Annotated in this window: 23 protein-coding genes; 16 read left to right on the forward strand and 7 right to left on the reverse strand. The window is 40.5% G+C overall.

Annotated features, from left to right (window positions below; translation table 11 throughout):
• Positions 1 to 58: 58 nt before the first annotated feature.
• The 14 genes from BUC20_RS32340 to BUC20_RS32405 are packed head-to-tail and all read left to right on the forward strand — an operon-like array spanning position 59 to position 12,745.
• On the forward strand, positions 59 to 1,063 hold the full coding sequence (locus BUC20_RS32340; protein ID WP_073238887.1) for an NADH-quinone oxidoreductase subunit G: 1,005 nt from the start codon (positions 59 to 61) through the stop codon (positions 1,061 to 1,063).
• The gene (nuoH, locus tag BUC20_RS32345) at positions 1,063 to 2,100 is read left to right on the forward strand and encodes an NADH-quinone oxidoreductase subunit NuoH (protein ID WP_073238654.1); all 1,038 of its coding nucleotides are present in this window, start codon (positions 1,063 to 1,065) and stop codon (positions 2,098 to 2,100) included. Before BUC20_RS32340 ends, nuoH begins: the two co-directional genes overlap by 1 nt.
• A 34-nt stretch (positions 2,101 to 2,134) precedes the next feature.
• Entirely contained in the window at positions 2,135 to 2,635 is a 501-nt protein-coding gene (locus BUC20_RS32350) for a NuoI/complex I 23 kDa subunit family protein (RefSeq protein WP_073238657.1), read from the forward strand.
• A 52-nt stretch (positions 2,636 to 2,687) separates the two neighbouring features.
• Complete coding sequence (locus tag BUC20_RS32355; RefSeq protein WP_069378518.1) at positions 2,688 to 3,185, forward strand: NADH-quinone oxidoreductase subunit J family protein; 498 nt, start codon at positions 2,688 to 2,690, stop codon at positions 3,183 to 3,185.
• On the forward strand, positions 3,185 to 3,514 hold the full coding sequence (gene nuoK, locus BUC20_RS32360) for an NADH-quinone oxidoreductase subunit NuoK (RefSeq protein WP_073238660.1): 330 nt from the start codon (positions 3,185 to 3,187) through the stop codon (positions 3,512 to 3,514). Before BUC20_RS32355 ends, nuoK begins: the two co-directional genes overlap by 1 nt.
• 22 nt (positions 3,515 to 3,536) lie before the next feature.
• The gene (gene nuoL, locus BUC20_RS32365; RefSeq protein ID WP_073238663.1) at positions 3,537 to 5,429 is read left to right on the forward strand and encodes an NADH-quinone oxidoreductase subunit L; all 1,893 of its coding nucleotides are present in this window, start codon (positions 3,537 to 3,539) and stop codon (positions 5,427 to 5,429) included.
• 21 nt (positions 5,430 to 5,450) lie between these two features.
• On the forward strand, positions 5,451 to 6,917 hold the full coding sequence (locus BUC20_RS32370; RefSeq protein WP_073238666.1) for a complex I subunit 4 family protein: 1,467 nt from the start codon (positions 5,451 to 5,453) through the stop codon (positions 6,915 to 6,917).
• A 4-nt stretch (positions 6,918 to 6,921) separates the two neighbouring features.
• Complete coding sequence (locus BUC20_RS32375) at positions 6,922 to 8,295, forward strand: NADH-quinone oxidoreductase subunit N (RefSeq protein WP_073238669.1); 1,374 nt, start codon at positions 6,922 to 6,924, stop codon at positions 8,293 to 8,295.
• Positions 8,296 to 8,340: 45 nt separating this feature from the next.
• Entirely contained in the window at positions 8,341 to 9,003 is a 663-nt protein-coding gene (locus BUC20_RS32380) for a DedA family protein (protein WP_073238672.1), read from the forward strand.
• A gap of 2 nt (positions 9,004 to 9,005) precedes the next feature.
• Positions 9,006 to 9,560, forward strand: a complete 555-nt coding sequence (locus tag BUC20_RS32385) for an inorganic diphosphatase (RefSeq protein ID WP_069378524.1) — start codon at positions 9,006 to 9,008, stop codon at positions 9,558 to 9,560.
• Positions 9,560 to 10,876, forward strand: a complete 1,317-nt coding sequence (locus tag BUC20_RS32390) for a hemolysin family protein (protein WP_073238675.1) — start codon at positions 9,560 to 9,562, stop codon at positions 10,874 to 10,876. The genes BUC20_RS32385 and BUC20_RS32390 overlap by 1 nt, the downstream gene beginning before the upstream one ends.
• An 11-nt stretch (positions 10,877 to 10,887) precedes the next feature.
• Positions 10,888 to 11,592, forward strand: coding sequence for a 16S rRNA (uracil(1498)-N(3))-methyltransferase (locus BUC20_RS32395; RefSeq protein ID WP_073238678.1), 705 nt, complete (start codon positions 10,888 to 10,890; stop codon positions 11,590 to 11,592).
• Positions 11,589 to 12,245 carry a DUF4159 domain-containing protein gene (locus BUC20_RS32400; protein ID WP_073238680.1) on the forward strand — a complete coding sequence of 219 codons (657 nt, stop codon included), beginning with the start codon at positions 11,589 to 11,591 and terminating at the stop codon, positions 12,243 to 12,245. The genes BUC20_RS32395 and BUC20_RS32400 overlap by 4 nt, the downstream gene beginning before the upstream one ends.
• Before the next feature lie 2 nt (positions 12,246 to 12,247).
• Positions 12,248 to 12,745, forward strand: coding sequence for a biotin/lipoyl-containing protein (locus BUC20_RS32405; protein ID WP_073238683.1), 498 nt, complete (start codon positions 12,248 to 12,250; stop codon positions 12,743 to 12,745).
• A 46-nt stretch (positions 12,746 to 12,791) separates the two neighbouring features.
• Here BUC20_RS32405 and BUC20_RS32410 read toward each other — a convergent pair whose 3' ends face one another.
• Positions 12,792 to 14,381, reverse strand: coding sequence for an SUMF1/EgtB/PvdO family nonheme iron enzyme (locus BUC20_RS32410; protein ID WP_073238686.1), 1,590 nt, complete (start codon positions 14,379 to 14,381; stop codon positions 12,792 to 12,794).
• A gap of 259 nt (positions 14,382 to 14,640) precedes the next feature.
• Here BUC20_RS32410 and porV point away from each other — a divergent pair, with 259 nt between their 5' ends.
• Positions 14,641 to 15,816 carry a type IX secretion system outer membrane channel protein PorV gene (gene porV, locus BUC20_RS32415; RefSeq protein WP_073238689.1) on the forward strand — a complete coding sequence of 392 codons (1,176 nt, stop codon included), beginning with the start codon at positions 14,641 to 14,643 and terminating at the stop codon, positions 15,814 to 15,816.
• A 38-nt stretch (positions 15,817 to 15,854) separates the two neighbouring features.
• Positions 15,855 to 16,334, forward strand: coding sequence for a 2-C-methyl-D-erythritol 2,4-cyclodiphosphate synthase (gene ispF / locus BUC20_RS32420; RefSeq protein ID WP_073238692.1), 480 nt, complete (start codon positions 15,855 to 15,857; stop codon positions 16,332 to 16,334).
• 70 nt (positions 16,335 to 16,404) lie between these two features.
• Here the strand turns inward: ispF and BUC20_RS32425 are convergent, their stop codons facing one another.
• The 6 genes from BUC20_RS32425 to BUC20_RS32450 form a co-directional block, all read right to left on the reverse strand.
• Positions 16,405 to 17,274: a pirin family protein gene (locus BUC20_RS32425; RefSeq protein ID WP_073238695.1), complete on the reverse strand. Its 870-nt coding sequence runs from the start codon at positions 17,272 to 17,274 to the stop codon at positions 16,405 to 16,407.
• A 42-nt stretch (positions 17,275 to 17,316) separates the two neighbouring features.
• The gene (locus BUC20_RS32430) at positions 17,317 to 17,847 is read right to left on the reverse strand and encodes a YceI family protein (RefSeq protein WP_073238698.1); all 531 of its coding nucleotides are present in this window, start codon (positions 17,845 to 17,847) and stop codon (positions 17,317 to 17,319) included.
• 88 nt (positions 17,848 to 17,935) lie between these two features.
• Positions 17,936 to 18,523 carry a Crp/Fnr family transcriptional regulator gene (locus BUC20_RS32435; RefSeq protein ID WP_073238701.1) on the reverse strand — a complete coding sequence of 196 codons (588 nt, stop codon included), beginning with the start codon at positions 18,521 to 18,523 and terminating at the stop codon, positions 17,936 to 17,938.
• Between the two features lie 18 nt (positions 18,524 to 18,541).
• Positions 18,542 to 18,700 carry a FeoB-associated Cys-rich membrane protein gene (locus BUC20_RS32440; protein WP_073238704.1) on the reverse strand — a complete coding sequence of 53 codons (159 nt, stop codon included), beginning with the start codon at positions 18,698 to 18,700 and terminating at the stop codon, positions 18,542 to 18,544.
• Between the two features lie 50 nt (positions 18,701 to 18,750).
• Positions 18,751 to 19,938 (reverse strand): hypothetical protein, encoded by a 1,188-nt coding sequence (locus BUC20_RS32445; protein ID WP_073238708.1) that lies wholly within the window; start codon positions 19,936 to 19,938, stop codon positions 18,751 to 18,753.
• Between the two features lie 2 nt (positions 19,939 to 19,940).
• The gene (locus tag BUC20_RS32450; protein WP_073238710.1) at positions 19,941 to 20,774 is read right to left on the reverse strand and encodes a type 1 glutamine amidotransferase; all 834 of its coding nucleotides are present in this window, start codon (positions 20,772 to 20,774) and stop codon (positions 19,941 to 19,943) included.
• Positions 20,775 to 20,776 lie beyond the last annotated feature (2 nt).

Genomic DNA, 20,776 nt, shown 5'->3' on the forward strand with positions numbered 1-20,776 from the left:
AGTTTAAGTGGTTGCAAAACCAGGAAAGCAGAAGAATGATAAAAGAATATCTTTAACAATGAGTGATAAAGTTAAGGTAACCATAGACGGAATAACAGTAGAAGTAGCACCGGGAACCACCATCCTGAATGCTGCAAGACAAATCGGCGGCGATATTGTTCCTCCGGCGATGTGTTATTATTCCAAATTAGAAGGTAGTGGTGGTAAGTGTCGGACCTGCATCGTTAAGGTGAGCAAAGGTTCTGAAAAGGATCCCCGTCCGATGCCCAAACTGGTAGCTTCATGCCGGACCACCGTAATGGATGGAATGGAAGTGCAGAACATCACCTCTCCGGAAGTGATTGAAGCAAGGAGTGGTGTAGTGGAAATGTTGTTGATCAACCACCCGCTGGACTGTCCTGTTTGTGACCAGGCCGGTGAATGTGACCTTCAGAATCTGGGTTACGAGCATGGTTTGCAAAAAACAAGATATGAGTTTGAAAGAAGAACTTTCGAACGCATAGACATCGGCGATAAGATTCAGTTGCACATGAACAGGTGTATTCTTTGCTATCGTTGCGTATTTACCGCAGATCAGATTACCAATAAACGTGTTCACGGAATCTTAAACCGTGGGGATCATTCAGAGATCTCTACTTATATCCAAACGGCTGTCGACAATGATTTCTCCGGAAATGTGATCGATGTTTGTCCGGTTGGTGCGTTAACAGATAAAACTTTCAGGTTTAAAAACAGGGTTTGGTTTACTAAACCTATTGATGCACACAGAGATTGCCCTACCTGCAGCGGAAAAGTAACGCTATGGTATAAAGGCGAGGATGTATTGCGTGTAACTGCCCGTAAAGACATTTATGGTGAGGTAGAAGAGTTCATTTGTAATACTTGTCGTTTTGACAAAAAGAAAACTGCAGACTGGACGATTGAGCACCCTACACAGATCAGCGATACTTCTGTAATTGCTTCAAATCACTATGATACTTTAAAACCTTTGCCGGTAATTCAGGACAATGCCAGATTACAGGAAGCAAACAGGGTAGAACTAGAAAAAACCACTAAATTCTAATGGATATAGCTTTTGTAATAGAAAAATTTGTACTGGTAGCGATTATATTCGGTATAAGTTTAGTGATAGCCATGTATTCCACTTATGCAGAAAGGAAAGTGGCTGCGTTTTTACAGGACAGGTTAGGACCGGACAGAGCGGGTCCCTTCGGGATTCTTCAGCCTTTGGCGGATGGTGTAAAGATGTTCATGAAAGAAGAGATCATCCCTACAAATGCCAGTAAATGGTTATTTATGGTTGGTCCCGGTTTAGCGATGTTAACGGCATGTATTGGTACCGCTGTGATTCCGTGGGGTACGCCTATTACGATCGGTGATCGCGTAATTCCTTTACAGGTAACTGATATCAATGTCGGTGTCCTTTATATCTTCGGCGTCGTGTCTTTAGGTGTTTATGGTGTCATGATCGGTGGATGGGCTTCAAATAATAAATACTCTTTGTTAAGTGCGATCCGTGCGGCATCTCAAAACATCAGTTACGAGATTGCAATGGGTTTATCCATCATTGCGTTGTTATTAGTCACCAATTCCATGAGCGTTGGCGAAATCGTAGCCAATCAACATGGATGGAGATGGAATGTACTCTATCAACCAGTAGGCTTTTTACTGTTTATGATTTGTGCTTTTGCAGAAACAAACAGGGCACCATTCGATTTACCGGAGTGTGAGACTGAGCTGATTGGTGGTTACCACACCGAATATTCTTCTATGAAACTTGGTTTCTATTTGTTCGCAGAATACATCAATATGTTTGTTTCTGCAGCGGTAATGGCAAGTTTATATTTTGGAGGTTATAACTATCCCGGAATGGATTGGGTACTGGCACATACAGGTCAGGTAATTGGTCCGTTGATTGGAACTGCTGTCTTCTTTTTGAAGATCTTTGCTTTTATCTTTTTCTTCATGTGGGTGCGCTGGACAATTCCTCGTTTCCGTTATGATCAACTGATGCATTTAGGCTGGAAGGTCTTAATTCCTTTGGCCATTGCGAATATCATTGTCACAAGTATTGTGATTGCTGTAATTGAAAAATTTTAACTGTCCGCATTTAGCGGTATAATAAGGAGGTTTAATGGAACCATTAACCAGTAAAAAGAAAGTATTAGAGAAAATACCCCTTACGTTTGCAGAACGCATGTATTTGCCTGCAATCACCAAAGGGTTGTCTATTACCATCAGCCACTTCTTTAAGAAAGAGGCGACGATCAGATATCCGGAGGTACAAAGAGAATTCTCTACCAATTTCAGGGGGATGCACTCACTGAAAAGGGATGAAGAAGGTAAAGAGCGTTGTACTGCCTGCGGACTTTGTGCTTTGTCTTGCCCTGCTGAAGCGATCACAATGATTGCATCGGAGCGTAAGCCGGAAGAGAAAGACCTTTACCGTGAGGAGAAGTACGCCTCAGTATATGAGATCAACATGCTGCGTTGTATTTTCTGTGGATTGTGCGAAGAAGCATGTCCTAAAGAAGCCATCTACTTAGACGGACCAATTGTCCCTTCAGATTATCTGCGTAAAGATTTTATCTACGGCAAGGATAAACTGGTAGAACAACCATTGAATAAGAAATAATTAGCATACATAACCTCAGGGTTATTAATATAAACAGTTTAAACATAAATAAATGGGTACATCGGTATTCTATTTTGTAGCAACATTAAGCGTCATCTTTTCACTGATGGTTATCTTTTCCAAGAACCCGGTGCATAGTGTGCTTTACTTAATTGTTACTTTCTTTACATTAACAGTTCATTACATCCTGCTGAATGCACAATTTCTGGCGGTAGTAAACTTCATCGTTTACATGGGAGCCATTATGGTACTGTTCCTCTTTGTGCTGATGCTCCTCAACCTCAATAAGGACAATGAGCCGTTGAAATCAGGTCTGGTCAAGATCGTTGGGGTAATTGCCGGATGTTGTTTAGTGGTGACCATTATCGGTTCCTTAAAAGCAACTGCAATCTCTGATCCTGTTTTATTGAAGAATCCGAATCTGGGATTGGTAAAGAATTTAGGTAAGGAACTGTTTGGTCCTTACATGTTGCCTTTTGAACTGTCTTCTATCTTATTGCTAACCGCGATGGTAGGTGCAGTATTATTAACTAAAAAAGAAAAAGCATAGTGAATAATTTAACTCAAGGATTACAGGGCGTACCACTTAACCATTACATCTGGCTAAGTGCTATTATTTTCACCATCGGTGTGATTGGTGTATTGACCCGCAGAAATGCCATCGTCATCTTTATGTCGGTAGAATTGATGCTGAATGCAGTGAATCTGTTGCTTACTGCTTTTTCGGTACATAGCAATGATCCCTCAGGACAAGTGTTTGTGTTTTTTATCATGGTACTTGCCGCCGCTGAAGTTGCAATCGGCCTGAGTATTATTGTAATGGTGTACAGAAATACACAATCTATAGATGTAAATGTGTTGAATCGCCTTAAGTGGTAATTAATAAGAATAAAGTAATAACATGATAAATTTAGTTTGGCTGGTTCCCTTAATTCCTCTTTTAGGCTTTGTTATCAATGGGCTGGGAAGAAATACGCTTTCTAAAAACCTGATCGGTTTTATCGGAAGCAGCGTGATATTCATTTCCTTTGCCATTAGTTTAGGTATCTTCTTCGAATTGGGAGCAGATGCAAATAAGTCTCATGAGATCTTCTTGTTTGACTGGATCAGTGCTGGTAAGCTTAGTATTCCACTTTCCTTTCTGGTAGATCCCTTGAGCTCGATCATGCTGCTGATCATCACAGGAGTAGGTTTCCTGATTCATATTTACTCGATTGGCTACATGCACAGCGACGAGGCTTTTGGTAAGTTTTTCAGTTACCTGAACCTGTTTATCTTTTTCATGTTATTGCTGGTATTAGGTTCCAACTATATCGTGATGTTTATCGGATGGGAAGGGGTAGGTCTTTGTTCTTACCTGCTGATCGGATTCTGGTATACCAACAGTAGTTATGCTTCTGCTGCAAAGAAAGCCTTTATCATGAACCGTATTGGTGATCTTGGCTTCCTGTTAGGTGTGTTCTTCATTTTTACTACTTTCGGTAGTGTAGAGTTTTCTAAAATATTCCCTCAGGCAGCAAATATGCTTCCCGGAAACGGTACCATTGCTTTAATTGCCTTGTTATTGTTCATCGGTGCCTGCGGTAAATCGGCACAGTTGCCTTTGTTTACCTGGTTGCCTGATGCGATGGCTGGACCGACTCCTGTTTCTGCATTGATTCACGCAGCAACGATGGTAACGGCTGGTATTTATATGATTGCAAGATCAAACGTATTGTTTGATTTGGCCCCAATGGTACAACACATCATTGCCATCATTGGTCTGGCTACAGCAATTGTTGCAGCGATTATTGCTTTGACGCAAACAGATATTAAAAAGGTACTGGCTTATTCCACAGTTTCACAGCTGGGTTATATGTTCCTTGGTTTGGGCGTTGGTGCTTATAATGGTGCTTTCTTCCATGTAATTACACATGCTTTCTTTAAAGCTTTATTGTTCTTATGTGCAGGTTCTGTGATTCATGCTTTACACCATGAGCAGGACATGAGACATATGGGGGGCTTGCGTAAGAAATTGCCGGTAACATTCCTGACCATGCTGATTGGTACCATTGCCATTGCAGGTTTACCTCCATTCTCTGGTTTCTTCTCAAAAGATGAGATCCTGGCGCATGTATACATGCATGATAAAGTAATGTGGGCGATTGCAGTCTTCGGTGCTTTCTTAACGGCTTTTTATATGTTCAGAATGTTGTTCCTTACTTTCTACGGAAAATATCGTGGAACACACCATGCTGAAGAGAAAATCCATGAGTCACCAAAATCAATGACGATTCCTTTGATCGTTCTTGCGGTTCTTTCTGCCATTGGTGGAGCGATTGGCATTCCTGAGGCGTTGCATGGAAATCATTGGCTGTCGCATTGGTTGGCTCCGGTGATCAAACATACTGCTGAAGCTCCGGATCATGCTACTGAATATGCTTTAATGGCCGTCTCTGTAGTTGGTGTATTGGTTTCAATTGCTTTTGCTTATGTGAAGTATATCAAACAAAATCATGTTCCAATTCCTGATGAAGGAAAAAGATCGGCACTGGCCAACTTATCATACAACAAATTCTATTTTGATGAGATCTATGATTTGCTGATCAGAAAACCTTTGGATGCACTTTCTACTTTCTTCTACAAAATTATTGACAATAAAATTGTAGACGGTATAGTTAACGGTTTAGGATGGAGTACTTCGGAAGCAAGTAAAGGCTTAAGGTTGGTTCAGTCCGGAAACGTTGGTTTTTATATCTTTATGATGGTGGTAGGAATCATCTCATTGTTATTGTATACTTATTTATCTCTATAAAAGATCGTTCAACAAAAGATAATGGAACAACTTTTACTACTTCTTATATTTCTACCATTGGTTGGCGCCGTGGTTACTGCCTTCACAGGAAGTGCAGCAAAACATGTTGCTCTGGTTTCAGCAATCCTTTCTCTGGCATTGACTTTAATCACGGTATGTAATTTCACTCCGGATGCCAGTACGCAGTTTGCAGTGAATTATCCATGGATCCAGGATTTGGGAATCAATTTCCATGCAGGAATTGATGGCATCAGTATGATTACGGTCTTACTGACCAATGTATTGGTTCCGATCATTATCCTTTCCGCTTATCAGCATGACTATAAAAACAGCAATGCCTTTTTTGCATTGATCTTATTCATGCAGTTTGGTTTGCTATTGGTATTTACTGCAATGGATGCTTTCTTGTTCTATATCGGATGGGAAGCGGCGTTAATCCCAATCTATTTCATCTGTGCGATCTGGGGTGGTAAAGACAGAATTAAAGTAAACATGAAATTCTTTGTATACACGATAGCGGGATCTTTATTCATGCTGTTGGGTATCATCTATTTATACTTACAGAATCCTGCTCATAACTTCGATATCCAGGCTTTCTATAACTTAAACCTTGATTCTGTTCAGCAGAGCTGGATTTTCTGGGCTTTCTTTATTGCTTTTGCAATCAAAATGCCTGTTTTTCCTTTCCATACCTGGCAGCCGGATACGTATACTGAGGCACCAACTCCAGGAACGATGTTATTGTCGGGAATTATGTTGAAAATGGGTATTTATGGGGTAATCAGGTGGTTATTACCTGTTGCACCGGAAGGTGTTCAGCAATGGGGAAATGTAGCCATTATTCTTTCTATTATTGGAGTGGTTTATGCTTCGATCATTGCGTTTACCCAAAAGGATGCTAAAAGATTAGTTGCTTATTCTTCTATTGCCCACGTTGGTTTGATCTCTGCCGGTATCTTTGCGCTAAACACGCAGGGGATGCAGGGTGCAATGGTACAGATGTTAAGTCATGGTATCAATGTGGTTGGTTTGTTCTTTGTGCTGGACATCATTGCCCGCAGGATGAAAACAAATAAAATCGCTGAACTTGGCGGGATTGCGAAACAGGCACCGCAACTGGCCATCGTATTTTTGATCATTGTACTGGGAACAGTTGCACTTCCGGGAACGAATGGTTTTATTGGAGAGTTTTTATTGTTGATCGGAGTATATCAGTACAAAGTATGGGCTGGTGTTTTTGCCGGATTGTCGATCATCTTTGGCGCCGTTTATATGTTCAGGATGTATCAGAACATTATGCTTGGCAAAACCAACGACCTTACCATAGGATTTACAGACATTAAAGGATCTGAGAAAGTCGTATTGTATATCATTTGTGCCTTGATCATCGTTTTGGGAGTTTATCCTAAACCAATTCTGCATTTGTCAGAAGCTTCGGTACAACAATTAATAGAACAGGTAACACAAAAATTAACATCGGTAAACTAAGCAAATGAATATCATCATAACAATTACTGTTACAGCTTTAGTCGTGCTTTACGCAGGTTTGTTTAAAGCTAAAAAAGCGTTATTACCCCTTACCTTAATTGGTTTGCTTACTTCACTGGCTTTTGTCGTTACCTCCTGGAACACAAACCAAACCTATTATGGAATGATGCAAATGGATAATTTTGCATTGGCATTTGCCGGAATCACCATTTTAGGAACACTTTTCATTTTCCTGCTGACTCAGAACTATTTCGCAGAACACAGTGAAAATATTGCTGAATACTTTACCCTGATTCTCTTTTCCCTGGCAGGGATTGTAATCATGGTTTCTTATAAAAACATGTCGATGTTGTTCATCGGTGTGGAGATCATGTCTGTTGCACTTTATATTCTTGCGGGTATCCGGAAGAACAATTTTGCATCAAATGAAGCTTCCCTGAAGTATTTTCTGATGGGTGCATTCTCCACAGGTTTCCTATTGTTCGGTATTACCCTGATTTATGGCGCTACAGGATCTTTTGATCTTGGAGTGATCAATCAATACTTGGTGACTAATTACAAGAGCATCTCGCCTTTATTCTATCCTGGAGTGATTTTACTGATGGTAGGTCTGTGTTTTAAGATTGGTGCAGCACCATTCCACTTCTGGACACCTGATGTATACGAAGGCGCTCCGACATTGATTACCGCCTTTATGTCTACCGTTGTGAAGACTGCTGGTTTTGCAGCTTTCCTTCGTTTATTTGCAGATACGTTTGCGCCTTTACATGACTTCTGGTTACCTCCATTGATGGTGATCGTTTGTCTGACTTTATTCATTGGTAACGTTACGGCGCTGTTTCAGAAGAATTTCAAAAGAATGCTGGCCTATTCCAGTATTTCCCATGCAGGTTACCTGTTGTTCTCTTTAATTGCATTGACTGCAAACTCCGCGAACAATGTATTGGTTTACGCAGCTGCTTATACTTTTGCAAGTATCATCGCCTTTGGCGTATTGATCCTGGTGAAACAGAAAACAGGTAATGACAATTTTGAAAGTTTCAACGGTTTGGGAAAACGCAATCCTTTTGCCGCATTTGTGCTTACGGTAGCGATGTTGTCTTTAGCGGGTATTCCTTTAACTGCGGGATTCATGGGTAAATACCTGATGTTCCTGAATGTAATGCACGATTATCAGTTTTATCTTGTCGCATTTGCAATTTTAAATGCATTGGTAGGGTTTTACTATTACTTCAAGGTGATTGTGGCGATGTATTTCAAAGATGGAGCTGAGGTTGAGCTGGAAACCCCTGTGCAATATAAAGTTGTATTGGTCTTATCGCTGATCATCACTGTTTTCCTTGGGGTATATCCTTCAGTAATTTTAAATCTGATATAATCATTTCTGTAGATAATTATATGTAGTTTTACGAATAATTGAACTATGCACGATTTCTGGAACTCATTACAGCACTTCATTGATCCCGAAAAACTACTTAAAGAAGGTGGTTTCTATGTTGTAATGTTCGTCATCTTTGCTGAGACGGGTTTGTTCTTTGGGTTCTTTTTACCCGGAGACTATCTGTTGTTCCTCGCAGGTATGTTCGTCGCTACAGGCAAATTGGACGTGAACTTATATGTTTTGATTGCAGGGTTGATTGTTGCAGCGGTATCCGGGAATTTTACCGGTTATTGGTTTGGTCGAAAGACGGGCCCCGTACTGTACGATCGAAAGGACTCTTTTTTCTTTAAAAAACGCTATTTAAAGGCTGCCGAGGATTATTATAATAAACAGGGAGCCTTTGCGCTTATAATGGGGCGCTTTGTTCCGATTGTAAGAACTTTTGCACCGATTTTTGCTGGTGTAGTAAAATTAGACTTTAAAAGATTTGCATTATATAACTTTGCAGGTGCAATTATTTGGATTGCTTCCTTAACTTTGCTGGGTTATTTCCTTGGCAAGAGATTTGAAAAAGAAATTAACGACTATTTATTATATATAATTATAGGCTTCATTGTCATCACCACTATACCTCTTGTTTATACATTTGTAAAAAAGAAGGTTGTGAAAGATGATAATGACCATATATCAAACACTGAACAATAAAAATGATTAAAGACGAGCATCATCCGTGGCACTGTGTTTCTCCGGGTGCAAACCTACCAGAATCCGTAAATGCAATTATTGAAATTCCTAAAGGATCTAAAGCTAAATACGAAATTGATAAAGATTCCCACCTGATTAAATTAGACAGAGTACTTTTCTCTTCTGTAATGTATCCGGCAAATTATGGTTTTATCCCACAGACGTATTGTGATGATAATGACCCTTTAGATATCCTTGTACTATGTTCTGTAGACGTTTATCCGATGTCTATTGTTGAAGCGAAAGTAATAGGTGTAATGCACATGGTGGATAATGGTGAGCAGGACGATAAAATTATTGCAGTAGCAAAAAATGACATGTCTGTTAACTACATCAATGACTTAGCAGAATTGCCTCCTCATACGATGAAAGAAATTGTTAAATTCTTCCAGGACTATAAGGCATTAGAAGAAAAACAAGTAACTATTGAACATCTTTTGGGCGTTCGGTATGCACATAAAGTGATACAGGAAAGTATCATACTTTATGACCAAAAGTTTAGAAATAACAATTCTTAATGGAAGGTTTTAAGATATTTTTAACATTCTTCTTAGTAGCACTGAACGGCTTTTTCGTTGCAGCAGAGTTTGCAATTGTAAAAGTCAGGGCCTCTCAAATTGAAATTAAAGCAAAGTCAGGAAGCCGGGTCGCAAATATTGCAAAATATATTACCCAGCATCTTGATGGTTACCTGGCTGCAACGCAGCTGGGTATCACACTCGCTTCACTTGGACTAGGTTGGGTTGGTGAGTCTGTCATGCACAGCCTGATCCACGATTTCCTGGTAAGGTTTAACTTTTCTGAAGTATACATTACTTCCATCTCCACTGCCATCGCCTTTTTATTGATCACCGTAATGCACATTGTGTTTGGTGAGCTGGCGCCTAAATCAGTGGCGATACAGAGACCGGTAGCTACAACATTGTTTATTGCAGTACCTTTACAGGCATTTTACCTGATCTTCAGACCCTTTATATGGGTTTTGAACGGTTTTGCCAATGTGATCCTTAAATTGTTTGGAATCTCTAATGTTGGCGGACACGAATCCGTTCACAGTACAGAGGAACTTCATTATCTCCTGGATCAGGGTAAGGAAAGTGGTGCATTGGATACCAATGAGCATGAATTAATTAAAAATGTCTTTGACTTTAATGAAAGGGTTGTAAAGAACATTATGGTTCCCAGAACCAAAATATCAGGAATTGAATTGTCTGCTGCCCCTGCCGATGTGATTTCAAAAATCATTGGCGAAGGGTATTCCAGGTTACCGGTATATGATGAAATCATTGATAAGATCATTGGTATTATTCACGCTAAAGACATTTTGCCGCTGTTGGCAGATAAGAAGGACTGGGCGCTAAAAGACATCATCAGAAAGCCTTATTTCGTTCCTGAGACTAAAAAAATTAACGACCTGTTGAGTGAACTTCAGCAGAAGCGCATTCAGATCGCAATTGTTATCGATGAATTTGGTGGAACTGCAGGTATGGTTACACTGGAAGATATCGTAGAAGAGATTGTTGGAGAGATTCAGGATGAGTATGATGAGGAAAAACCAACAGTAGAAAAAATCTCTGAAACGGAATTCATCATCAACGCTTATGCTACTGTTTACGATGTGAATGAACATTTGCCTCATGATCTTCCTGAGGACGAAGATTTCGATACAGTAGGAGGGTTGGTGTCCCATGCTTTTGGTAAAATACCGGAAGTAGGAGACAGCGAAGAGTGTTACGGTTATTTATTCACGATCCTAAAGAAAACCGAGCAAAATATTGAAACCATAAAGCTTGAACTGGTTATTGCTAAAAGCGATATGGTGGACAACCACTAATCCTTTGAGCAATGCATGTTTTTTATACGCCCGATATTGATTCCAGTGAGTATAGCTTAAATGAAGAAGAAAGTAAGCATTGTCTGAAAGTTCTGAGGTTAGGACGGGGCGATGTGGTCAATCTGATTGACGGAAGAGGAGGCTTTTATGAAGCTGAGATCATTGGGGAAAGTAAGAGAAATGTTCAGCTTCGCATTACGCAATCCGTTCAGGAGTATCAGAAAAGAAACCATCACCTTCATATTGTAGTCGCACCTACAAAGAACATTGACAGGTTGGAATGGTTCCTTGAAAAGGCAACTGAAATTGGGATTGACGAAATCACCCCTGTCATTTGCGAAAGGTCGGAACGTAAAATTATTAAAGAAGACCGGTTAAACAAAGTGATCACCTCAGCGGTGAAACAGTCTTTGCAGGCTTATCATCCGGTATTAAATCCACAGGTTTCTTTAACTGACTTTCTGAAAATGGAGCACAACTCCGTTAAGATGATTGCACATTGTATTGATGGAGAACCCCGTCAGTATATCAGTCAGGTGCTGGAACCACATCAGCGTTATATCGTTCTTATCGGTCCTGAAGGCGATTTTAGTCCGAAGGAAATTGAACTTGCTTTGCAAAGCGGGTTTAAACCCCTAACTTTAGGTAATACACGTCTGAGAACAGAAACTGCTGCATTGGCTGCCTGTTTCGAGGTGAATTATTTAAACAGATGAGAATTAAGCTTTATTTAGTTGCCGGATTACTGGTCCTGTTGAGTGGTTTTAAACCACCAACGTATAAGATGGCAAAATTAAAATACAATGGTGGAGGAGACTGGTATGCCAATAGAACCGCGCTTCCAAACCTGATCGATTTTTGTAATAAAAACCTGAATACGAATTTTGCCCCGCAGGATGTAACTGTGGAAGTAGGGAGCGCGGAGCTTTTTAACTATCCCTTTATCTATCTTACCGGGCATGGGAATGTTGTTTTCAGTACCAATGAAGCCCAGAATCTACGGAAATACCTCATTGGTGGTGGTTTTCTTCATATCGATGATAACTACGGACTGGACAAGTTCATCAGAAAAGAAATGAAGAAAGTTTTTCCGGAGCTTTCTTTTGTAAATCTTCCGCCAAATCACCCGCTCTATCACCAAAAGTTTAAATTTCCGAATGGACTTCCAAAGATTCATGAACATGATGGTAAGGTTCCTCAGGGACTTGCATTGATCTGGGAAGGAAGAGTGGTTTGCTATTACACATTTGAATGCGATCTGGGGAATGGTTGGGAAGACTTTGGTACGTATCCTGAGGATTCACAAGATAAGCGTCTGAGCGCGCTAAAAATGGGCGCAAATTTAGTTCAATATGCATTAACACAATAACTATGAAGGTCAAAGTAAACGAGCAGTATAATTTTGAGGTAGAAGTAGCAGAAAACGCATTAAAAGTTAATGGAGCAGAACTACAAATCGATTCCAGAGATTTGTCTGCATCACAGAAACACATCATCTATCAGCATAAATCCTATAATGTGGAGGTTGTAGAACGTGAAGAAGATGGAAAAACGGTCACAGTAAAGGTAAATGGCCGTCTTTATCAGGTAGGAATCGAAGACCAGTATGATGAATTGCTCAAAAAACTGGGGTTAGATAACTCTTCCGCCAACAAGGTTCTGGAAATTAAGGCTCCTATGCCTGGATTGGTACTGAATGTGATTGTAGAAGAAGGACAGGAAGTCAATAAAGGAGACAGCTTGCTGGTATTGGAGGCGATGAAGATGGAAAACATCATTAAATCACCGACTGCCGGGATACTGAAAAAGATTCTGGTCCGGAAAGGGGACAAAGTAGAAAAGAACGAAATCCTACTGCAGTTTGCATAAAAAAAGGGAGCAATGATCATTGCTCCCTTTTTTTATGCTCCTAATTTTACCTTCCCGCTTTGAATGCTTTTGCGGCTCTGGGTTTGAATTGTGGTTTTCCTGTTGACCTGATTTCTGAAGCGCCTAACATGGTCATTGCACAGCGAAAACCAATGTCAGCGGTAGATTCATCCTGAGCAAGGAACCTTCTCGTTGCAGGATTCAGCCATAATGCCTGATCCTCCCATGAGCCTCCTTTATATACTCTGGATTTATCGGTTACCAGGGTAATCTCTCCATATAATTCATTTGCTTTGTCTCTATAACCCCTTTGATCAGCGTAAGTGTTGACTGCCGGAGGAGGCGTAGCTGCCTGTTTTTCTGCCCAGGTCTGTTTCTTGTAAGAAATGGCATCTGTCAGTACAGGCTTGTTGTATTTGTCTTTTTCAATCTTCCCGCTAACAGGATCTGCAATTTTTTTATCTTTATAATAGTTTCCTCTATATGGGTTAAAAGCGTCTGCCGCCTCGAATGTTTTGGCACGATAAACATCAGCAACCCATTCATTTACATTTCCAGCCATGTTGTATAAACCAAAATCATTTGGCATATATGACCTTACTGCAACGGTAAGTCCGCCTTTATCGTTCAATGATCCACCAACACCCATATAGTCTCCTTTGGTTCTCTTAAAGTTGGCAAGGATCAATCCTCTTGTCGTTCTTTTCGCAGAGCTCAGACCGAGGCCATTCCATGGATAGATTTTATTGGCTGTAATATTTTCATATTGTGTATTTCCGATTAAACCCAGAGCGGCATATTCCCATTCTGCTTCTGTTGGCAGACGATAAGGTTGTTTGATAATACCATCTTCCAATCTTACGTTTCTTGTGGCTGCGTTTTTACCAGTAGCAGCTCCATTTGTACCGGTAGCGTTAGATGGATTAAGGTCTTTCATCGCTTTTTTACCCTTATCATCAATCTGGCCATTGAGATACATTATGGTGTTAAAGGGTTCTGTTGATCTTGGAGTAGCAGTTGCATTAGCCGCAGATTTTGAGGTTCCACCATTAAGGTCCTTGAAACTCGTCATGTAACCTCTTTCACGAAGCAACAGCTCGTTCACTCTGTCTGTTCTCCAGGCACAATACCTTTCTGCCTGCTCCCAGCTTACGCCCACCACTGGATAATCCTGATAAGCCGGATGTCTTAGATAATTGTCTACATAGGGCTCATTATACGATAACGGCCTGCGCCAAACCAGTGTATCAGGAAGCTCGTTATAGTAATACTCATGATCTGTTGGGTAACTGGTGCGAATCCAATTCAGGTATTCCAGCCAGTTGGTGTTGGAAACCTCTGTTTCATCCATATAAAAGGAAGAAACTGTAGTTTCTCTCTTATGATTATAATTGCTGAGTTCTTCGCCGGGTACATTGATTGCACTTCCGCTCATGACAAAAACACCGCCTTCAATTTCCACTAATCCGGGACCCGGACCGCGTTTAAATTTTTTATTTACTTCAAAGCCTCCAAACTCCTGTTTGTTATATGCCATTCCTGTCTTCTCCGAGGTTCCTGATTTTGTCTTGCTACAGGAAGCTAAGGAAGCTATAATTGCAATAGCTGCAATTGGATATAAGTATGATTTTTTCATATAGATGGATATGATATATGCTTTAACTGTTAAAATTACATAAAAAAAGAGTTATAGAACAACAAAAGGGATGCTTTAAATGAAAATATTCTTTAATAAATGCTGTTTTGTATGCTTCTGAAGCATATTCAATGAAATATATTGGTGTGGTTTAATGGATTATGGAAGATATCTCAGAGCGTATAGAAAATTCATAATACTTTGATTTTATTAAACACTATGTTAACTTGCATACAATAGAGGTATAATTATTTGGCAAATGAGTAGTAGACTGGCAAAAACTGTTTTTAGTTTATTTTATTTATTAACAGTTGGAGCTGATTTATCTGCACAAAGTGTGCAGCCTGGAACCCAGACCAATGGAAGCCGCTCCAGCAATATCCTTACTGCCGTACCTTTTTTGCTCATTACACCAGATGCAAGGGCAGGAGGAATGGGCGAGGCCGGGGTCGCTGTTCAGCCGGATGCGAATGCCATGAGCATTAACCCTGCAAAGCTGGCTTTTTTAGACCGTAGTTATGGCTTTTCCGTTTCTTACAGCCCATGGTTAAAAAGTCTGATTCCTGATGTGAACCTGACTTACCTTAGTGGTTACTATAAACTGGACGACAGGAATACGATTTCGACTTCTCTCAGATATTTTAGTCTTGGAGAGATTCAGCTCACAGATATTAGTCAACAGGATCTTGGTGTTTACACCCCGAATGAGCTGGCTTTTGATTTCTCTTTTTCAAGGAAAATGGGAGAATCCTTTTCATTAGGAACAACTGCGAGATATGTCCGTTCCAATCTTTTCTCCGGACAGTTTTCTGCCGGGCAACAAACCCGGGCAGGCAATGCTGTAGCTGTTGATGTTTCTGCCTATTTCAAGAAACCAACCCGATTTTTGGGTAAAGATGCCATCCTTTCTGCCGGAATGAATATTTCCAATATTGGTACAAAAATGAGTTATGTAGACGGAGATAAAGGCTTCTTCCTGCCTACAAACTTAAAGATTGGCGGGGCGTCAACATTTATTATTGACGATTTTAATCAGTTTACTTTCGCACTTGATTTTAATAAATTACTGGTTCCAACTCAGCCGGTTTACAATACTGATGGAAAAATAATCAAGGGTGAAGATCCTGATAAATCGGTTCCGGCTGGTATTTTTGGCTCCTTTACAGATGCTCCGGGCGGCTTTAAAGAAGAAATGCAGGAAATTAATATTGCTGCAGGTATGGAATACTGGTACAATCAACAGTTTGCCCTTCGTGCCGGCTATTTTTATGAAAGCCCTAAAAAGGGCGACAGGCGTTACTTTACTTTGGGTGCAGGTTTAAAATACAATGTATTTAACATAGACTTTGCATATTTGCTGGCCAGTCCGCAAAAAAGTCCTTTGGCAAATACGCTGAGGTTCTCTTTGCTGTTCAATTTTGGCCAGGCCAAATAAGAAGACCGGAATACTAATAAAACAAAAAACATATAGACATGAAGATTAAGGTAGGGTTTGGCTTTGATGTACATCAGCTGAAGGAGAATCATCCTTTTGTTGTGGGAGGAGTAGATTTGGAACACCATAAAGGTGCTTTTGGCCATTCCGATGCAGACGTGTTGTTGCACGCCATTTGCGATGCGCTCCTTGGTGCGGCGAATTTACGGGATATTGGTTATCACTTTAAAAATACTGACCCGCGCTGGAAAGGCATCAGTAGCATTGTCCTGTTGCAGGAAAGTGTGAAACTGGTAAAAGAAAAAGGTTTTGAAATTGGGAACATTGATGCCATGCTTTGTCTGGAAGCCCCTAAGATCAATCCGCATATTCCGGCGATGCAGGCGCACATCGCAACCGCCATTGGTATCGATATAGAAGACATCTCGATAAAGGCGACTACGAACGAGCAAATGGGCTTTATCGGAAGAGAAGAAGGTGTTGTTGCTTATGCGGTTTGTCTGATTCAAAAAATCTAACGGAATTCCATCTCCGGGAAACCATAAAAATAAAAGATGCCGGTGATCCGAATCACCGGCATCTTAAACCTTATTCTTCTAAATAACCAAATTTCCCCTGGTTATAATCTGCTATTGCCTGTTGAATTTCTTCTGGTTTGTTCATTAAGAACGGACCATATTGTGCAATAGGCTCATTTATCGGTTCCCCACTCAAAATCAGGACTGTACTGTCTTCCAATGCTTCAATCTGAATCTGTTCGCCTTCATTTTTAAAGTGAACCAGCTGGTCAGTCTTTGCTTCTTCTTTATCGTTAACCCTGATCTTCCCTTCGATAACCACAAATGCCGTGTTGTATCCGGAGGGAAAACTAAAAGGTGCTTTTCCATTTTTATTCAGTCGCAGGTTGTAGACATGTATGGGGGTAAAAGTGCTCGCAGAGCCTTTTGTACCCAGATATTCTCCAGCGATTACCTCTACTGTTCCATGCTCCAGCTGGTGTCTGGCAATACTGCCATGACAGAGCGCCTGGTATTTAGGCTTGCTCATTTTATCTTTAGCAGGTAAGTTTACCCATAGCTGTACCATTTGGAAAGGTCCGCCTTTTTTGCTGAACATTTCCTCATGATGTTCCTTATGTAAGATTCCACTTGCAGCGGTCATCCATTGTACATCTCCGGGTTGGATAATTCCACTGTTTCCGGCGCTGTCATGATGGGCAACCGCCCCATGATAAGCTATCGTAACCGTCTCAAAACCCCGATGCGGGTGTACACCAACGCCTCTTGGTTCATTCCGTGCAGAAAATTCTATTTTAGAGTTATAGTCCAATAAGAAAAAAGGACTCATTTTAAGTTTATGCCCTTTTGGAAAAAAATTATGAACCCTAAAGCCATCTCCAACCATATGAGGTGCCGGCGGATTTAAAACAGCCGACACCTGTTTAATATTTGCTTCCATTTCGTCTTTGTTTTGTAATTTGACCTGGATGCATGAGTTATTTTAGGCTTGTTTTACGAATTGTAATTCTCCTAATATTTTTACTTCCTCACTCACCATTACACCGCCTGTTTCTAAAGCTGCATTCCAGGTTAACCCGAAGTCTGTTCTGTTGATTTTACCGTTCAATGTAAACCCAGCCTTAGTATTTCCCCATGGATCTGTTGCGATACCACCAAATTCAACATTTAATTTTACCGGTTTGCTGGTTCCTTTAACAATCAGGTTTCCATGTAAGGTATAATCATCACCATCTTTGCTCAAAGAGGTGGAATCAAAAGATATGTTTGGGAATTTTTCCGCGTCAAAGAAATCGCCACTTTTTAAATGGTTGTCTCTGTCCTTATTACCTGTATCGATTGAGTTAGTTTCTGCATTAAAGGAAACCTGAGCATTATGAAAATCATCTGCTTCAGAAGTTAAGGAAGCATTTAATGTTTTTAAGCTACCGGTTACAGTAGTGATCATTAAGTGTTTTACTTTAAACTGTAGTTCACTATGAGTTGGGTCTAATGCCCATTGTGTAGTTGCCATAATATTTTTTTTAAGTTGTTTTCTTTAGTTAACAACACAAAATTACGGCAAGGACATCAGCTGCACATTGATGTATGATAAGAAAAGATTATACTTTAAAATGCTTATGTGCCAGGTCTTTACGGACCCTGCTCAGCGATTCCGGCGTGATGCCAAGATAGGAAGCAATCATCCATTGCGGTACCCTTAGGGTAAGGTTAGGGTAAAGCTGAATGAAGTTCAGGTATCTTTCTTCGGCAGGTGCGCTCAACAGCATATTGATTCTTTTCTGCATAAAGCGGATCGAGTTATGCAACATGTTGTTGTTAAAATCATACATACAGGGAACATGTTTTGCTGCCTCATCAATGAAAGCTTTGGGCATGACGATGGCCTGTGTAGGTTCTATGGCGTCAATAAAAAACTCTGAGGCTTCATTGAACATTCCATTGCGGTCCGACATCCACCATTGTTCCGGTGCAAACTGAATGATGTGTGTTTTACCTTTGGCATCTATGGAATAACTGCGTAATAATCCATCCAATACGAAATAACCATGGGGAGAGACTTCTCCCTTCATCAGGATCATTTCATTCTTATCGAAATTCTTTACTTTAAGCTTGCTGGAGATCAGGTCGAACTGCTCATCTGTTATCGCTACCTTCCTTTGTAAATAGAGTTTGAACTGTTCAATCATAGGTGATATAGATGAAATCTATTTCTTATTAGGTTCGATATTGGAAAAATCTACACCGCATTTACAGTTAGAAGCGCAGCCTCCTGTTTTTGGAGATACTGATCTGTATATCATGCGGCCGATATAAAATATCGCGGCAATAAATAGAATGGCGATTAATATGGTTTGAATGTCCATGTTACAAAGCTAATTAAAGCCTGCTTTTGGCAGGTCTGTTAAATGTAATTTTACTTTTCCATCAGGCCTACGGTTCCACCTACCCAATCGAAATCTTTATTATAACGCACGCCGATCATTTTTCCTCTGCTCAGACGCGCCAGATTGATGCAAAGTACAGGTTCTTTTCCTTCCGGCCATAAATACATGAGCCTGATTTCTACTTTTACCCCTCCATCCGGGGCCTGAACCACCGGTTCATAGTTTACTTTTCTTTGTAGAATCCAGTTTTCAGGATCGGTAATCGCCTCAATATCTTCTTTTTTTACATCAATAATCACACCCATTCCTGCAAATGAGAATAAAGGTTTCAATACATAGTTTTCCAGATCTGTGGGAATAGCATTCAGCTCATGAAGGAAAAAGGTTTCCGGAGCAAACTCACTTTTCAGAAAAGGCATGGTGTATTTGCTGATCCTGTAAAACCAATTGGGGTGGGTAATCCATTCTATATCCAATTCCTCGCGGGGATCGAAGCTGTTTTTAAAGAGCCCGGTATTGTCGCCTATTTCATCAAAGATCAGACGGTTGTAGATCCTTTTTAACCTTACTTTTTGCCCATCCTGTATATAATAGAGTTGTTTACCCTCTTTTTTCAGATCTTCAAGGCTTAAAATTTTAATACCCAGATATTGTTCGGTGACCAGGAAATCAATGGCAGTTTTCTGGTTTGGTGCATCGATATCCATTAGGGCAACCTCATGCGGCTGATGGTCTCCGACAATCACTTCTTTTAGCAGGGCGATATATGCCGCCTGATCCATTCCGTTGAAATAAGGCGTAAGTCCCTCTGAAAGTGAGTAAGCTGTTTGATAGGTTTCCGCTAAATGAGATTGAAATCCATAAAGTGAGGGAAATCCCTGCATTTCTATCAGTTTGGGTGTTAATTCACCCTGCTCATCTTTGCAAATGCCAAAGTCGAAGGTCAAAAAATGAGGATGAGTATTTTCTGCGGGAACTTGCCATTGTTCCGGAATTGCCTTTTCCGTCAGTTGCTTAAAGTCTGGCTGTTGGATCAGGGTTACAATTTCAGCACCAGCTGCGATCAGTTTCTCTTTTAATGCTGCTGGAAGAAATATGGGTGTTTCAGCAACTCTAAAAGGGATTTTTGCAAAACCTTTTTCAAGATTCTCCAAAAATCCATTATATTTCTCTTCAGAAAAATGTTCATTAAATGATGCTCTGTAGCTGCTGATCATATTTATGCTTCCTGTAAGGTGTTTAAAGCCTCATTTAAAAAGTTCGGTAAAATTATACTTCTGGTGAGGGTAATTCTTCCCGGATCGTCCACACTTTCCAGCATGTCCAGGTATTTTTCTTCTCCATGGTTTTCAATAATTGCTTTTTTCTTGTCTTCCTGTAAGAGGTATTGTTTCATTCCTACCGGATCTGCTTCCGGATGAAATTGTGTTCCTATAATCTCTTTGGTAAACCTGATGGCCATCACACAACGTTCCAGGTCTACATGCGGACGTTCCTTTTCCAATGCCAGTACCTGTGCCTCCGTATTAGAAAAAAAGACATCTTCAGGGTTGATCACTTGCCAGTCCCGGCTGTCTACGGTATAGAAAGGGTTAGGGAGGCCGTTGAATACCAATTCATCTTCGCCTTCTTCTGTAAGGTAGATGGGGAAGATGCCAAACGCTGTGGAACGTCTTCTGATCACTTTTCCTACTCCAAACTTCCGGCAAGCCATCTGGAAAGAATGACAAATTAAAAAAGCATGTTTCTTTTCCTGTTCATTTGCCTGGTTAAAAGCTTCAATCTGATCCAGCAGGGCGAAAAAATCATTTTCCCATTGTTGTCCTTCTCCATCAAAAGGACTTCCCGGACCTCCGCTCGAAATATAGATGTCATATTCCATGCCTGGAATCTCTCCTTTTTGCCGCAGGTCAAATACATCATAAGCCAATTCAACTGACATTTCTTTCTGATAACGCAACAAGACTTCCTGTATCCCACGCATCCCCTGGTTGGTTACCCCATTGTTCATATCAATTACGGCAACCTTAATCTTATTTCTATCCCTTGTCATAT

It is taken from the genome of Pedobacter caeni (assembly GCF_900129215.1).
GTDB classification, from domain to species: Bacteria; Bacteroidota; Bacteroidia; order Sphingobacteriales; family Sphingobacteriaceae; genus Pedobacter; species Pedobacter caeni.